Origin of the sequence: Kitasatospora sp. NPDC050463, from assembly GCF_040655255.1 — a bacterium.
GTDB lineage: Bacteria > Actinomycetota > Actinomycetes > Streptomycetales > Streptomycetaceae > Kitasatospora.
Map to the genome: position 1 here is coordinate 23394 of NZ_JBFAJO010000007.1, position 15766 is coordinate 39159.

Here is a 15766-nt window from a genome sequence, read left to right on the forward strand (position 1 = left end):
TCCCTCAGAAGCGGGTGCGGCATGACCGCCCCGGGGGTCCGTCACCTTCTGACGGCGGCCGAGCCGCCTGCCATGAGGGCCTCCACCTCGGCGCGTGAGGCCATGGACACGTCGCCGGGAGTGGTCATGGTGAGGGCGCCGTGCGCGGTGCCGTAGGCCAGGGCGCGGCTCAGTGCGGCGGCGTCGAGGCCCGCCACGGGCCCTGCACCGCACTCCGATCCGTCCTCTTCACTGTCGGTGGTCAGCAGTCCGTAGATCAGGCCGGCCGCGAAGCCGTCGCCGGAGCCGATGCGGTCAAGGACCTGCAGGCCGGCCATCTGTGGGCCGCGGACGAACCCGGCACGGGCCGACCAGGCGGCCGAGGACCAGTCGTTGACCCCGGCGGAGGGCACTTCCCTCAGGGTCGTCGCGAGCACCTCGGCTCGGGGCAGGAGGCCGGCCACCTCGGCGAGGGCGTCCTGCACCTCGTCCGCCTCGACCCGCAGCGCCCCTGGGCAGGGTCCGGCCAGGCCCAGGGCGCCGACCACGACATCGGCGTGACGGGCGAGCCGCAGGTCGGCCTCGCGGGCGGCCTCCGGGCCGCCGCGGCCGGCCCAGAGGCTCGGGCGGTAGTTGGGGTCGTAGGAGACCGTCACGCCGTGCCGTCGCGCGGCTGCCATGGCCTCGTCCGCGACGTCCACGGTGGTGTCGGACAGACCGGCGAAGACGCCGCCGGTGTGGAACCAGCGCGGGCGCGGTCCCGAGGAGAAGACCGCGTCCCAGTCGACGTCCCCCTTGCGCAGCTGCGAGACGGCCGTGCCCGCGCGGTCGCTGACGCCCACCGCGCCGCGGATGCCGTAGCCGCGTTCGACGAAGTTCAGACCGTTGCGCGCGCCGCGGCCGATGCCGTCACCGGGTACCCAGCGGATCAGCGAGGTCTCGACCCCGCCCTGCAGGATCAGGTCCTCGACGAGCCGGCCCACCTGGTTGTCGGCCAGGGCGGTGACGACGGCCGTGCGCAGACCGAAGCAGCGCCGCAGTCCCCGGACGACGTTGTACTCGCCGCCGCCCTCCCAGACCTGGAAGGTGCGGGCGGTGCGGATGCGCCCCTCGCCGGGGTCGAAGCGCAGCATCACCTCGCCGAGGGCCACCACGTCGGTCATGTCACGCTCCCGTGCACGGCCTCGGCGGTCAGCCGGCGGATCTCCTCGTACTCGCCCCGCCGCAGATGGGCGGCGGTGGCCATCCAGCTGCCGCCCACGGCGAGGACGGCCGGGGCGGCGAGGTAGGCCGGCAGGCGCGGAGCATCGATGCCGCCCGTCGGCACGAACCGTGCCCGGGGGAAGGGCGCGGCGAGGGCGCGCAGCATCGGGATGCCGCCGAGCGGTTCGGCCGGGAAGAGCTTGACGGTGTCGAGGCCGGCCCGCAGGGCGCGCATCAGCTCGGTGGCGGAGGCGATGCCGGGCAGCACGGGCACTCCCAGCTCGCGGCACCCGGCGACGACGTCCTCGTCGAAGCCGGGGGAGACGACGAAGCGGGCCCCGGCGGCCACGGCCCGCTCCGCCTGCTCGGGTGTGAGCACCGTGCCGGCGCCGACGACGAGGCCGCCGTGGGCGGCCATCGTCCTGAGCACCTGCTCGGCGTCAGGGGTGCGGAAGGTGACTTCGGCGCACCGGGCGCCTCCCGCCGCGAGCGCTTCGGCCAGCGGGCCCGCGGTCGTGGCGGAGGGCACGGTCAGCACCGGCATGACGCGGGCTCCGTCCAGCACGGAGGCCAGGTCGGCGGTCATCGGCCGAGCCAGCCGCCGTCGACGGGAAGGACGACGCCGTGGACGTAGGCGGCGGCGTCCGAGGCGAGGAACACGGTGGCGCCGGCGAGGTCGTCCGCGCCGCCCCACCGTCCGGCCGGGATGCGGTCGAGGATGGCCTTGCTGCGCACGGGGTCGTCCTGGAGCGCCCGGGTGTTGTCGGTGGCGATGTAGCCGGGGGCGATCGCGTTGACGTTCACGCCGTGCGGGGCCCACTCGTTGGCCAGCGCCTTGGTCAGTCCCGCGACGCCGTGCTTGGCGGCGGTGTAGCCGGGGACGGTGACGCCGCCTTGGAAGCTGAGCAGCGAGGCCGTGAAGACGATCTTTCCCTGGCCGCGTGCCACCATCGTCGCGCCGACGGCCCGGGTCAGTGCGAACTGCGCACTGAGGTTGACCTGGAGCACCAAGTCCCAGTCCGCGTCGGTGTGTTCGGCGGCCGGGGTGCGGCGGATCGTGCCCGCGTTGTTGACCAGGATGTCCACCGGCCGCTCGCGCCCGGCCAGGTCCGCACCGAGGGCCCGGACGGCCGCGGGGTCGGCGAAGTCGGTACGGACGGCCTCGAAGGTGCGGCCCGCGGCGAGGACGTCCTTCTCCACGTCGCTGCCGGTCTCCTCCAACCGGGCACTGACCCCGATGACGTCCGCGCCGGCCTCGGCGAGTGCGCGGGCCATGGCCCGGCCGATGCCGCGCCGGGCGCCGGTGACGACGGCGAGCCTGCCGGTGAGGTCGAAGGCGCTCATGCGGTCGCTCCCCGAGTGTCGTCGGCGCAGTCGACGAGGATCTTCATCACGTCGCCGCCGCCCTCCAGGGCCTCGAACGCGGCGGGCGCCTCGGTGAGCGGGACGACCTTGCTGATCAGCCGCTCCGCCGGAACCGTCCCGTCGGCCACCAGGGCCACCGCGCGCTCGAAGTCGGAGCGGTCGTACAACCTGGCTCCCACCAGGGTGAGTTCACGCCAGAAGAACCGGTGCAGGTTCACCTCGCGGGGGCGAGGGTGGATCGCCACCAGGCAGAGCCGCCCGCGCACACGCAGCACGTCGACCGCCGTCTCCACACCACCCGCGGCACCCGACACCTCGAACGCCACGTCCGCGCCCGCGCCTTGGGTCCACTCCTGCACCAGCGCCGACACGTCGTCACTCGCCGGATCCCAGGCGGTGATCCCCAACTCCCCGGCCAGCAGCCGTCGGTGATCACTCAGCTCAGCCACCCGCACCTCGGCGCCCGCAGCCCGCGCCACCAGTGCGATCAGAAGGCCGACCGGACCACCACCGACCACCACGACCCTCTCGCCGGCACGCACCCCGGCCCGGCCCACATCGTGCACCGCGACGGCGGTGGGCTCGACCAGCGCGGCCCGGTCCAACGGCAGCGATTCGGGCAGCCGCACCAGCGTCGAGGCCGGTACCGTCCAGCGCTGCTGCATCGCGCCCGGGGAGTCGATGCCGAGGAAGTCCAGGTTGTGGCAGACGTGTTGATTTCCCATCAGGCAGGCAGGGCAGGTGCCGTCCCAGCGCAGCGGCATCACGGTGACCGCGTCACCCGCCTGCCAGCCCTCCACACCCGCACCGACACGCACCACCCGCCCGGACATCTCATGCCCCAGCACGGCGGGCGCGGCCACCCGGGCGTCCATGTCACCGTGGAAGATGTGCAGGTCGGTGCCACAGATCCCGACGAACGCGGGCGCCAACTCCACCTCGCCGGGGCCCGGAGGCCGGGCTTCGGCCGGGGCCGTATCCAGAGTCCGGGCAGCCGTGTAACGCACAGCGAGAGTCATCGTGTCGTCAGGGTCCCTTCGGCGCGGACGCCGATCGTCAGCAGCAGGTTGGCGTAGGTGCGGGTGTCGGCGGTGACGATTGCCAGCGCCAGGTCGGGCGAGCGGGCGGCCTCGTAGAACTCGAAGCGGCCCAGCGTGTCGACCGGCAGGGTCGCCAGCATCGAGCGGTACTCGGCGATGGCGGGCGGTTCCGGTTCGCCCTCGGGCGGCACCATCACGTGGGCCGCCTCGACCGGCAGGGCGCGCAGCAGGACGTCGAGCACGGTGGTGACGTCGAGCAGTCCGGGGGCCAGGTTGAGGTGGACGGTTCTGGCGTGCGCGCCGGTGGCGGTGCTCGCGGGGTAGTGGCCGTCGGCGAGCAGCACCCGGGCGCCGTGGCCGGCGCCGGCGAGGGATTCGAGGATGCCGGGATGCAGTAGTTCGGTCAGGAGCACGGGAGCGTCCTCTCCTTCGGGTCGGGCAGGCGGTAGAAGGCGGTCGCCGTACCGGAGAGCACCGCCTGCTTCTCGCTCTCGGAACAGTCGTTCAGCAATTCCTCGACGGTGACGGCCCAGCGGTCCCAGCCGCCCGCGAGGACGCAGACCGGCCAGTCCGAGCCGAACATCAGCCGGTCGGGGCCGAAGGCGGAGAGCAGCACGTCCCACACCGGCCGGAGGTCGTCGATCGTCCACCGCGCGTGGTCCGCCTCCGTGATCAGCCCGGAGACCTTGCACCGCACCTGGGAGCCGTCGGCCAGAACGCGTACCTTCCTTTCCCAGTCGGCGAGTTCGCCGTCGGCGATGGACGGCTTGCCCGCGTGGTCGAGCACCTGGGGAAGGTCCGGGAAGCGTTCGGCGAGCCGGATCGCCTGGTCGAGCTGGTGGCTGCGGACCAGTACGTCGTAGCCGAGCCCGCGATCCCGGACCGCCGACAACCCCCGTTCGACGTCGGGGCGTTGCAGCCACTCCGGGTCCGTCTCGCCCTGCACGACGTGACGCAGGGCCCGCAGGTACCCGCCGTCGGGTGCCGAGAGCAGGGCGTCGAGTACGTCACCGATGGCGGGCGAGGTGAGGTCCGCCCAGCCGACGACGGCGCCGATCAGCGGGTCCTGGTCGGCCAGGGCCAGCAACTCCCGGGTCTCGGAGACGGAGGTCACGCACTGGACGAGCACGGTGCTCGCCAACCACCGACCGGCGATCGGGCGGGTCGCGGCCAGGCGCAGGTCGTCGACGCCGTACGTACGACGGATCGGCTGGTGGCCCGGCTCGTCCAGCCAGGGCTGGGGGCGACGGTCCAGGTCCCACACGTGGTGGTGGGAGTCGACCAGGGGTGGCAGGTCAGACACGGGCGGACCAGACGGGGCCGTCGGGGTAGGAGTACTCCTTGAGGGACTCGGGGTGCATCTGGGCACTCAGTCCGGGCAGGGTCGGCGCGAGGTAGTGGCCGTCGGCGACGCGGACCGGGTCGATGAAGTGCTCGTGGAGGTGGTCGACGTACTCGATGACGCGGTCCTCGGTGGTGCCGCAGACGGCGACGTAGTCGAACATCGACAGGTGCTGGACCATCTCGCACAGGCCCACGCCGCCCGCGTGCGGGCAGACCGGCACGCCGAACTTGGCGGCGAGCAGCAGGATCGCGATGTTCTCGTTGACCCCGCCGACGCGCGCGGAGTCGATCTGCACGATGTCGACCGCGCCGGCCTGGAGGAGCTGCTTGAAGACGACGCGGTTGGCGATGTGCTCGCCGGTGGCGACCTTGACGGGGCTGACGGCCTTGCGCACGGCGGCGTGGCCGAGGATGTCGTCGGGGGAGGTGGGCTCCTCGATCCAGTACGGGTGGTAGGGGGCCAGGGCGCGCATCCAGTCGATCGCGGGCTGGACGTCCCACCTCTGGTTGGCGTCCACCGCGATGCGGACGTCGTCGCCGACCGCCTCCCGGGCGGTGTGCATGCGCCGTACGTCGTCCTCCAGGGAGGCGCCGACCTTCAGCTTGATCTGGGTGAAGCCGTCGGCGACGGCCTCGCGGGACAGGCGGGCGAGCTTCTCGTCGGAGTAGCCGAGCCAGCCGGGGGTGGTGGTGTAGGCGGGGTAGCCGCGGTCGAGCAGGCCGTCGATGCGCTGTTGGCGGCCGGGTTCGGCGCGGCGCAGGATCTCCAGGGCCTCCTCGGGGGTGAGGGCGTCGCTGAGCCAGCGGAAGTCGACCTGTGCGACGAGGTCCTCCGGCGACATCTCGCCGAGGAAGCGCCATACGGGCTTGCCGGCCCGCTTGGCGGTCAGGTCCCAGGCGGCGTTGACGACCGCGCCGGTGGCCATGTGGATGGCGCCCTTCTCCGGGCCGAGCCACCGCAGTTGGGGGTCGTGGATGAGGGAGCGGGAGAACGCGCCGAGGTCGCCGCAGACCTCCTCGACCGAGCGGCCGACCACGTGCGGGGCGAGTGCCGCGATGGCGGCGGCCTGCACGTCGTTGCCGCGTCCGGTGGTGAAGGCCAGGGCGTGGCCCTCCAGCCCGTCGCCGGCGTCGGTGCGCAGCACGACGTAGGCGGCGGAGTAGTCGGGTTCGGGGTTCATCGCGTCCGACCCGTCCAGGTGCTCGGACGTCGGGAAACGCACGTCCAGCACCTCCAGGGCGGTGATGCGGGCAGCGGACGGGGAGGCTGACATGGCGGCGACTCCTGGGAGGACAGGGGCGGTTCGGGCCCGTGCGACGAGGTGTGGGGCGGTGGTGGAGGGTGTCGGGCCGGCCGCCCGGTTCACTCCTGGACCTTGCCGCCCGTGATGCGCGAGATGCTGAGGGCGACCAGGATGATCAGGCCGTTGAGAGCGCCGATCCACTGGGCCGGGACGCCCGCCAGGGTGAGCACGTTCTGGATCATGAAGAGCAGCAGGATGCCGCTGAACGCCCCGAACATCGTGCCCTTGCCGCCGTTGAGGCTGATCCCGCCGATCACGGCGGCGGCGAAGACGGTGAAGATGTAGCCGTTGCCCTGCGCGGAGGCGACCGAGGCCAGGCGTCCGGACAGCATCAGTCCGGCGAGGGCGGCGAGCACACTGCCGGTGACGATGACGATCCACAGCACCCGGTCGGTGCGGATTCCGGCCGCCTTCGCGGCGTCGACATTGCCGCCGATGGCGTACAGCGAGCGCCCGAAGCTGGTCCAGCCCAGGACGACGACGGCGACGGCGAACAGGGCCAGGCAGATCCAGATGGAGGCCGGCATCCCGAACCACTGGGCGGTGCCCAGGTAGAGCATCGACGGCGGCAGTTGGAAGAAGGTCTGGCCGCCGGAGATGCCGGTGAGGACACCGCGCAGCACGATCAGCATGCCGAGGGTCACGATGAAGCCGTTGAGACCGAACCGGATGATCAGCAGGGCGTTGACGACGCCGATGAGCGCGCCGACGGCGAGGGTGACGAGGACCGCCGATGCTCCCGGCAGGAGCCCGAGACCGTGCCCGACGCCGGTGGGTACCACCAGCCAGGCCGCCACGCCGGGCGCCAGGCCCATGGTGGACTCCAGGGAGAGATCCATCTTCTTGACGATCAGGATCATCGTCTGGGCGAGGACCAGCAGGGCGATCTCGGACATGGTCTGCAGGACGTTGATGAGGTTGTCCGGCTGCAGGAAGACCGGGTTGACGATCTGGCCGACGATCGCGATGACGACGATGGCCGGGACGAGCGCGAGATCGCGCAGTCGTGCCAGGGGTATCCGGCCGCCGAACAGGCCCGTCCGGTTGGCGGGAGAGCCGGCGGCCTTGGGGGCGGACGTCTCCGCGAGGACGGTTTCAGGCATTGAGGTCCACTCCTTCCATCGCGGCCACGAGGTCGTGGTCGTGCCAGCCGCGGGCGATCTCTGAGGTCACTCGGCCCTGGAACATCACCAGGACCCGGTCGCACATGCGCAGGTCGTCGAGTTCGTCGGAGGCGATGAGCACGCCCGTGCCGGTGTCCGCGGTCTCCTCGACCTTGCCGAGGAGGAACTCCTTGGAGCGCACGTCCACGCCCGCGGTCGGGTTGATCAGGACCAGCAGACGCGGGTCGTCCGCCAGGGCGCGGGCCATCACGACCTTCTGCTGGTTGCCTCCGGAGAGCGCGGAGACGGGCAGATCGGGGCCGGGGGTCTTGATCGCGAGGTTCTCGATCATGGCCTCGGCGAGCCGGTCCCGGCGGCTGCGGTTCAAGAACCCGTTCGTGCCGAGCCGTTTCGGCACGGACAGGGTGGCGTTGTCCGCGATCGACATGTCGGGGACGAAGCCCTGGTGGTGCCGGTCCTGGGGGACGAAGCCGGCGCCGGCGGCGAGCGCGGCGGGCACGCTGCCCGGCCGGGGCCGGTTGCCGGCGATCTCCACCTCGCCCGCCGCTGCCGCCCGCAGCCCCACGACGGTTTCGGCGACCTCGGTGCGCCCGCTGCCGGCGGCGCCCGCGAGCCCGACGATCTCGCCGGCCCTCACCTGGAAGCTGACATCGTCGTAAGCGTCGCCCCGCAGGGCGCGGATGCTCAACGCGGCCGTGGCGCCCGGGTCGAGGGTGCCCGGCCGTTCCTCCCGCCGGTCGGCCGTCGCCTCGCCGGTCATGGCGGCGACCAGGTCGGCGCGCGGGAGTTCGGCGACCGGCGCGGTCACGATGTGCCGGGCGTCGCGGAAGACCGTCACCATGTCGCAGATCTCGTAGATCTCCTGGAGGTGATGGCTGATGAACAGGAACGTCACGCCCTGGCGTTGCAGGTCGCGGATGCGGTCGAAGAGACGGTTGATCGCGGCCCCGTCGAGCTGGGCGGTCGGCTCATCGAGGATGATGAACCGTGCCCCGAAGGACAGCGCCCGGGCGATCTCGACGAACTGCCGCTGCTCGACCGTGAGTTCACCGGCGGCGGTCTGCGGGTCGACGTCCACCGACCACGTCGACAGCAGGTCCTGGGCGCGGCGCCGGGTGGCCCGCCAGCTGATCAGCCGGCCGCGTCCGTGGTCGTGCCGGTTGATGAAGAGGTTCTCGGCGACGGTCAGCGTGGGGATGATCGTCGACTTCTGGTAGACGCAGGCCACGCGTTGCCGCCAGGCGTCGCGGTCGCTGACGCGGGGGGCCGGCTCGCCGCCGAAGGTCACCGTGCCCTCGTCGGGGGTCTGAAGGCCGGTGAGGACGGAGACCAGGGTCGACTTGCCGGCTCCGTTGCGGCCGACGAGCGCGTGGGTCTCGCCGGGCCTGATGGTGATCCGGGCGCCGTTCAGGGCCACCGTCGAACCGAATCGTTTGACTATGCCCGTCGCCTCGACGACAGGCGGGTCCGCCGGGACCGGTCCGCCGCCCGCCGGGGCGGGCGCGGGGCTGACTGCTCGCTCCCCGTCGCTCATCTCAACCGCCTTGTTCTCGTGAGCCGTTGCCTGCCGGATGGGGGAATCAGCCGACGTTGTTGCCCCACAGGGACTTGTCGTCGCTCTTGAGGCTGGGCACGCCGCCGTAGGTGCCGCCGTCGGCGGTGACCAGCGGAGCGGCGAGCTGGTCCTCGAGCAGCCCGTCGCGGACCTTGATGATGGTGCTGTCGTGGTCGGTCTTGCCGGGCTCGAAGGTCTTCCCGTCGATCGCGGCCTTCAGGTAGTACAGGGAGTACTTGGCGTAGAGGTCGGCCGGCTGGGAGACGGTGGCGTCGATCTGCCCGGCGGCGATGTCCTTGAGCTCCTCGGGGATGCCGTCGTTGGAGACGATGAACACGTGCTTCTTGTCCTCGGGACCGACCAGCAGGCCCTTCTGCTTGAGGACCTGGAGGGTGCCGGAGAGCGCGAAGCTGGACTGCATGTAGACGCCCTTGATGTCCGGGTTGGCGGTCAGGTCCGTCTGGAGCTTCTGCGCGGCGACCGCCCCGTCCCAGTTGGTGGCCTCACCGAACACCTTGATGTCCGGGAAGTTCTTCTTCATGCACTCGTTGAACGCGTCGGTGCGGTCCCGGCCGTTGATGGAGGCGACGTCGCCCTGGAGCATGACGACCTTGCCCTGGCCGCCGAGCTTGGCGCCGAGGTACTGGCACGCCTTCTCGCCGTACGCGCGGTTGTCGGCCCGTACGACCATGTAGACCCTGCCGGTGTCGGGGCGGGTGTCGACGGTGACGACGGGGATCTTCTTCGCCTCCAGCTGCGCGAGGGTCGGGGCGATGGCGGCGGTGTCCTGCGGGGCCATCGCGATGCCCTTGACGCCCTGGCTGATGAACGCCTGCGCGTTGGCGGTGAGTTTGGCGACGTCGCTCTGCGAGTTGGTGGTCTTCAGCTGCAGGCCCAGGTCCTTGGCGGACTGGGGTGTGTACTTGATGTAGGAGTTCCAGAAGTCGGTGTCGGAGCGGGGGTAGTCGACGCCGATCAACGGCGAGCCACCCGACGACGCCGAGGTGGTGGAGCCGCTGCCGCACGCGGTGAGCAGTGCCAGCGCGGACAGGGTGGAGGCGGCACAGAGGGCGGTCCGGAGTCTCATGAAGGGGCTTCCTCACGCTGGTCCCGTAGCGGGAGATGTTGCACCTCGACGACAGCGGTGTGTCGCCGTGCAGTAGAGATGGGATGTTTATAGGTCTGGCTGTGGTCCGCTGTCTAGGCTTCGCGCTGATTCCTCCAAGAAACCCCAGTTCGCGTCCCGAAGGGGAACTGAGTCGGCGTCGAGGATCAAGGATCCATCCCATCAACTCTCGCTGCTCGATGGCACGATCCGGATGCTGAGCACCCGTCAGACATGCCATGTTTGCGGGACCTCAATGTCTGCCAAATGGGAGTAAAGCGAACAACTCGCTTGTCTGCAGGGCGCTTTCATCCCTGCACGCCTGTTGACATCCCATGGATACATGAACGACCTTCATGCGTAACAGGCGGCGCCCCGGGCACAGCAGCGGCGCCGACTCGTACGTCGCTCCATTCCCTCCTGTCCCCTTCCGCATCAGGGATGTGTCCATGTCGAGCTCGATCAACAGGCGCCAGTTCCTGGCCGGCGCGACCTTCGTGGCCACGACTGCCCTCGCCGGCGGCTTACTCGGCGCCGGCGGCGCCCAGGCGGCGCCCAGCACGTACACGCCCGACTGGAACTCGGTCGATCAGCACCCGGCGGCGCCGGAGTGGTTCCAGGACGCGAAGTTCGGGATCTACTTCCACTGGGGCGCCTTCAGCGTCCCCGCCTTCCACAACGAGTGGTACCCGCGCAACATGTACGAGGCCGACAGCTACGCCAACAAGCACCACGTCGCCACCTACGGCCAGCCCTCGGCCTGGCCGTACCACAACTTCATCAACGGGGCGCAGGACCTGGCGGGCAACCCCGTGAAGTTCGCGCCGAAGCTGAAGTCGGCCGGTGGCAACTTCGACCCGGACGAGTGGGTGCGGCTGTTCGTCGACGCCGGCGCGAAGTTCGCCGGGCCCGTGGCCGAACATCACGACGGCTTCTCCATGTGGGACAGCCAGGTCAACGAGTGGAACTCGGTGAACAAGGGCCCGGGGCTCGACCTGCTGAAGATCTTCTCGACGGCGATTCGCGCCAAGGGCCTGAAGCTGCTGGTGGCCATGCACCACGCGTACCACTACAACGGCTTCTACGAGCACGTCCCGGCGCAGACGGACCCCAGCCTCAAGAAGCTCTACGGACAGCTGGGTGCGGCTGCGGAGAACCAGCTCTGGTACGACAAGCTCAAGGAGGTCATCGACCGCTCCCAGCCCGACATCCTGTGGCAGGACTTCAAGCTGGACGGCGTCGACGAGAAGCAGCGCCTGAACTTCCTGTCGTACTACTACAACCAGGCCAACAGCTGGGGCCGGGAGGTCGTCGCCACCTACAAGGACGGCATGAACGGCAAGGGCGAGGTCTTCGACTACGAGCGCGGCGGCCCGGGCGACACCACTTCCCCGTACTGGCTGACCGACGACAGCATCTCCAGCTCCAGCTGGTGCTACACCCAGGGCATCGGCTACTACAGCACCCAGGAGATGCTGCACTCGTTCATCGACCGGGTCAGCAAGAACGGCAACGTGCTGCTGAACATCGCGCCGATGGCCGACGGCACCATCCCCCAGGCGCAGAAGGACATCCTGCTCGGCATGGGGGACTACCTGAAGCGCTTCGGCGAGTCGGTGTACTCCACCCGCGCCTGGACGGCGTACGGCGAGGGCCCGACGAAGATGGGCGGTGGCTCGTTCACCACCCCCCACGCCGGCACCGCGCAGGACATCCGCTTCACCCGCAACAAGGCCGACAACGTCCTGTACGCCACCGTCCTCGGCTGGCCCGGGAGTTCGCTGACGATCAAGACGCTCGGCGCGGACCGGATCAACCTCTCGTCGCTGACCTCGGTGAAGCTCCTCGGTACCACCGCCGGCACCTACATCGACCTGCCCACACCCACTCAGAACGCCGCCGGCCTCACGGTCGCCCTGCCGTCCACGGCGCCGTACGCCGCCAACGCCTACGTCCTGAAGCTCGCCTTCTCCGGCACCATCCCGGGCCTGCGGCCCGCGGCCGGTGCCATCGCCTTCGCGGACGTCGGCTACACCGGCGCCTCCGCCACGCTCGCCCTCGGCGACTACACCGCGGACGCGCTGACCGCGGCCGGGCTGGGCGTGCGCTCCCTCTCCTCGGTCCGGCCGGCCCCCGGCTACCAGGTGATCGGCTACTCCGGGGACAACTTCACGGGGGCCTCCTGGACCTTCACCGCCGCCAACCCCGACCTGCGGGTCACCGGCAACAACGACCAGATCACCTCGCTGCGGGTGCAGTTCAATCCGGCGACGTACTTCCGGATCACCAACGTCACCGACGGCCTCGCCCTGGACAGCGGCGGCAACGTCGCCTCCGGCTCCAGCCTCAAGCAGTGGACCTGGGACGGCAGTTCGAACCTGCAGTGGCAGGCGGTGGACCTCGGAGGCGGTTACTACAAGCTGGTCAACCGGACGAACGGCATGGTCGCCGACGGCTGGGGCGCCACCGCCAACGGCTCCGAAGTCAAGCAGGCCGCCTGGAACGGTGGCACCAACCAGCAGTGGACGGTCACCCACCGGGGCGGCGACACCTACTCGATGGCCAACCGCACCACCGGCCTGGTCCTCGACGGCGGTGGCAGCGTGACCTCGGGGTCGGTCACCAAGCAGTGGACCTACGGCAGCAGCACCAACCTGCTGTGGAGCTTCACCGCGCTGTAGGCGGTGGAGCGCTGCCGCCGCGGTGGAGCGCCGCCGCTGACGTGGGGCGCGATCCGTGCCAAGCGAACCGGACCCGCTCGGGGTGCGTGTCCCCGGGGCGCACTCGGTGAACGGAACGCTACGTGTCCCCGGGGCACATTCAGTGAAGAGGAGCACGCTCATGAGGATGGCATGCATATGACACTCAGTCCGCGATGGCGCCGCCGCGGGAGGCGTACGGGGGTGCTGACCGCGGTGACCGCCCTGCTGGCGGCTCTGCTGTCCGGGCTGGGTGCCGTCGGGACGGCGCGGGCGGCCACCGTGGATACCGGCGCGTGGTACGTGCTGGTCAACCGTGGCAGCGGCAAGGCGCTCGACGTGTCGGGCGCGAGTACTGCCGACGGGGCGGCCCTCGTGCAGTGGGCCCGCCACGACGGCGCCAATCAGCGGTTCCAGTTCGTCGACTCGGGTGACGGTTACTACCGGCTGAAGGCGCAGCACTCGGGCAAGGTGCTGGACGTCTACGGCTTCTCCACCGTGGACCGCGCGGACATCGTGCAGTGGAGCGATGCGGGCAGCGTCAACCAGCAGTTCCGGTTGGCGGATTCGCCGGACGGATACGTCCGGCTGATCAACCGCAACAGCGGCAAGGCCGTCGAGGTCGACAACGGCTCCACCTCGGACGGCGCCAAGGTGGTCCAGTCCGCCGACCGGGGCGGGGCCGATCAGCAGTGGCAACTGGTCCGCGTGTCAGGGGTGTTGGCTCAGGTGCACACCGCGGGTCGGGTCAAGGACGCCGGCGGTACGGTGCAGTACAGCTGGCCCGGCGTGTACTTCGAGGGCAGGGTCAGCGGCACCGGCGTGGGCGTCGTGCTCAACGACTCGGCTGCCGACTACGACGTCCAGATCGACGGAAACACCGTCGCCACGCTCGTGACGCCGGGCGACACCACGCACTGGATCAACGGCCTGTCGAACAGCACGCACACCGTCCGGCTCGTCAAGCGCAACGACACCCCGGGGGACACCGGCACGTTCGGAGGCTTCGTCGCCGCGCCCGGCGGTGCCGTACTGAGCAAGCCGGCTGCCCGTAGCCGCCAGATCGAGTTCATCGGTGACTCCCTCACGGTGGGCTACGGCAACCTCTCGACCTCCCGCAGCTGCACCGGGGACCAGCTCCGGCGGAGCACCAACGCCGACGTGAGCTACGGCGCCCTCACCGCCCGGCAGTTCGACGCCGACTACCAGATCAACGGCTACTCCGGCCTCGGTATGGTGCGCAACTTCAACGGAGGCTCACCGGACGTCACGTACCGGAGCTTCTACGACCGTGCCCTGCTGAACGTGTCCGGCGACGTCTGGCAGAACCCGGGCACCTGGCGGCCTCAGGTCGTGGTGGTCAACCTTGGCACCAACGACTTCTCGACCGCCGTCAACCCCGGTGAGCCGTGGACGCCGGACAGCCTCGCGGCCGGCTACCGCACCGCCTACGGCGACTTCCTCCAGAAGCTGCGCACGCGCTACGGAGCCGGGACGACCCTCGTGGCGGTCGGCGCCGGCCAGTACGCCGGCCTCGTCCAGCAGACGGTCAAGGCTCGCAACGACGCCGGCGACGGCGGGGTGCGTTACTGGCCCCTCGACGGCTCGGACCTGGACTTCCTCGGCTGCGACTGGCACTACTCGGCCCATGACGACCGGCTCATCGCCGACCGGCTCACCTCGTTCGTCTCCGGCCTGCCGACAGGCTGGTGACGGCGCGGACCGATCACGGTCCGACGATCGAGAAGGCCGATCCGCTCTCAGCACAAGAGGCTCCCCCCATACCGTTCTGACGGTACGTCAGGCAGCTGCCGAGGCCGACGGCACGGCGGCCGAACTGCTGACACGAACGGTTCATCAGCCCCGTTGATCCAGCCCCCACTCGCAGAAGAGGACGCCTGCATGAAGAAGTCCTGGGTTCTACCGCTGATCTCGCTCGTCGCTGCCACGCTCGGGGTGACGGCAGGTGCGACCCCCGCCTCCGCCGCCTCCAACACGCCCTTGCGGGTCATGCCGTTGGGCGACTCGATAACCTGGGGCGTGGGAGGCAGTACGGGCAACGGCTACCGGGGTCCGCTGTGGGACAAGCTCGCGACGGACGGCCATCCACTGGACTTCGTCGGCACGCTGCGGGGCGGTTCGATGTCGGATCCCGACAACGAGGGCCACTCCGGATACCGCATCGACCAGATCGCCGCACTCGCCGACGCTCCGCTGACCCGGTACCGGCCCAACGTCGTGACGCTGGAGATCGGCACCAACGACCTCAACGGAAACTACCAACCCTCCACGGCCGCCGCCCGGCTGAAGTCGCTGGTCAACCAGATCACCGCCGACGTCCCCGACGCAACGGTCCTCGTGGCCTCCCTCGTCGTGTCCACCAGCGGATCGGAGGAGCGGTACCGGGCCGCGTACAACCAGGCCATCCCCCAGATCGTGAGCGAGGCACAGGCCGCGGGCAAGCACGTCGCGTACGTGGACATGAGCAGCCTGACCACGGCCGACCTCGCCGACGCCCTGCATCCCAACGACGCGGGCTACCAGAAGATGGCCGACGCCTTCCACCGCGGTATCCAGGCGGCGGACAACGCCGGGTGGCTGAAGAACCCGGCCCCCGCCGCCGCGCGCGTGCAGTCCGACATCGCCGGCAAGTGCCTGGATGTCAACGGCGCCGGCACCGCCGACGGGACCGCCGTGCAGACCTGGGGCTGCAGCGGCGGCGTCAACCAGCAGTGGTCCGCCTACCTCGACGGCACCCTCCGCGCCATGGGCAAGTGCCTCGACGCCGCGGGCGGGGGGACGGTCAACGGCACCAAGGCGCAGATCTGGGCCTGCCACGGCGGCGCCAACCAGGTCTGGCAGCCCTACAACGGCGGCTACCGCAACCCCGCCTCCGGCCGCTGCCTCGACGTCCCGGGCTCCTCCACGGCCGACGGCACGCAGCTCCAGCTGTGGGACTGCCACGGCGGCTCCAACCAGAAATGGACCACCCTGACCGCCGGATGACCGCCACCTCCCGGGGGCCTGAGCCCGCTTCGGGCCCAGGCC

Annotated in this window: 13 protein-coding genes; 3 read left to right on the forward strand and 10 right to left on the reverse strand. The window is 70.5% G+C overall.

What is annotated here, in order from left to right; all coding sequences use genetic code 11:
* Positions 1-41: 41 nt before the first annotated feature.
* The 10 genes from AB0J08_RS06600 to AB0J08_RS06645 form a co-directional block, all read right to left on the reverse strand.
* Complete coding sequence (locus AB0J08_RS06600) at positions 42-1142, reverse strand: sugar kinase (RefSeq protein ID WP_360627886.1); 1101 nt, start codon at positions 1140-1142, stop codon at positions 42-44.
* Positions 1139-1768, reverse strand: coding sequence for a bifunctional 4-hydroxy-2-oxoglutarate aldolase/2-dehydro-3-deoxy-phosphogluconate aldolase (gene eda, locus AB0J08_RS06605; protein ID WP_360627888.1), 630 nt, complete (start codon positions 1766-1768; stop codon positions 1139-1141). Before eda ends, AB0J08_RS06600 begins: the two co-directional genes overlap by 4 nt.
* Positions 1765-2526, reverse strand: a complete 762-nt coding sequence (locus AB0J08_RS06610) for an SDR family oxidoreductase (protein ID WP_360627891.1) — start codon at positions 2524-2526, stop codon at positions 1765-1767. The genes eda and AB0J08_RS06610 overlap by 4 nt, the downstream gene beginning before the upstream one ends.
* Positions 2523-3566 (reverse strand): alcohol dehydrogenase catalytic domain-containing protein, encoded by a 1044-nt coding sequence (locus AB0J08_RS06615; protein ID WP_360627894.1) that lies wholly within the window; start codon positions 3564-3566, stop codon positions 2523-2525. The genes AB0J08_RS06610 and AB0J08_RS06615 overlap by 4 nt, the downstream gene beginning before the upstream one ends.
* Positions 3563-4000: an RbsD/FucU domain-containing protein gene (locus AB0J08_RS06620; protein WP_360627897.1), complete on the reverse strand. Its 438-nt coding sequence runs from the start codon at positions 3998-4000 to the stop codon at positions 3563-3565. Before AB0J08_RS06620 ends, AB0J08_RS06615 begins: the two co-directional genes overlap by 4 nt.
* Positions 3991-4890 carry an amidohydrolase family protein gene (locus AB0J08_RS06625; protein ID WP_360627900.1) on the reverse strand — a complete coding sequence of 300 codons (900 nt, stop codon included), beginning with the start codon at positions 4888-4890 and terminating at the stop codon, positions 3991-3993. The genes AB0J08_RS06620 and AB0J08_RS06625 overlap by 10 nt, the downstream gene beginning before the upstream one ends.
* Complete coding sequence (locus AB0J08_RS06630; RefSeq protein ID WP_360627903.1) at positions 4883-6205, reverse strand: L-fuconate dehydratase; 1323 nt, start codon at positions 6203-6205, stop codon at positions 4883-4885. The genes AB0J08_RS06625 and AB0J08_RS06630 overlap by 8 nt, the downstream gene beginning before the upstream one ends.
* Positions 6206-6294: 89 nt before the next feature.
* The gene (locus AB0J08_RS06635; protein WP_360627906.1) at positions 6295-7338 is read right to left on the reverse strand and encodes an ABC transporter permease; all 1044 of its coding nucleotides are present in this window, start codon (positions 7336-7338) and stop codon (positions 6295-6297) included.
* Positions 7331-8893: a sugar ABC transporter ATP-binding protein gene (locus tag AB0J08_RS06640; protein ID WP_360627909.1), complete on the reverse strand. Its 1563-nt coding sequence runs from the start codon at positions 8891-8893 to the stop codon at positions 7331-7333. The genes AB0J08_RS06635 and AB0J08_RS06640 overlap by 8 nt, the downstream gene beginning before the upstream one ends.
* 46 nt (positions 8894-8939) lie before the next feature.
* Positions 8940-10001 (reverse strand): sugar ABC transporter substrate-binding protein, encoded by a 1062-nt coding sequence (locus AB0J08_RS06645; RefSeq protein ID WP_360627912.1) that lies wholly within the window; start codon positions 9999-10001, stop codon positions 8940-8942.
* A gap of 467 nt (positions 10002-10468) precedes the next feature.
* Here AB0J08_RS06645 and AB0J08_RS06650 point away from each other — a divergent pair, with 467 nt between their 5' ends.
* From AB0J08_RS06650 to AB0J08_RS06660, 3 genes are all read left to right on the forward strand, one after another.
* Positions 10469-12700 carry an alpha-L-fucosidase gene (locus tag AB0J08_RS06650; protein WP_360627915.1) on the forward strand — a complete coding sequence of 744 codons (2232 nt, stop codon included), beginning with the start codon at positions 10469-10471 and terminating at the stop codon, positions 12698-12700.
* 177 nt (positions 12701-12877) lie between these two features.
* The gene (locus AB0J08_RS06655) at positions 12878-14431 is read left to right on the forward strand and encodes an RICIN domain-containing protein (RefSeq protein WP_360627918.1); all 1554 of its coding nucleotides are present in this window, start codon (positions 12878-12880) and stop codon (positions 14429-14431) included.
* Positions 14432-14620: 189 nt separating this feature from the next.
* On the forward strand, positions 14621-15724 hold the full coding sequence (locus tag AB0J08_RS06660) for a ricin-type beta-trefoil lectin domain protein (protein ID WP_360627921.1): 1104 nt from the start codon (positions 14621-14623) through the stop codon (positions 15722-15724).
* Positions 15725-15766 lie beyond the last annotated feature (42 nt).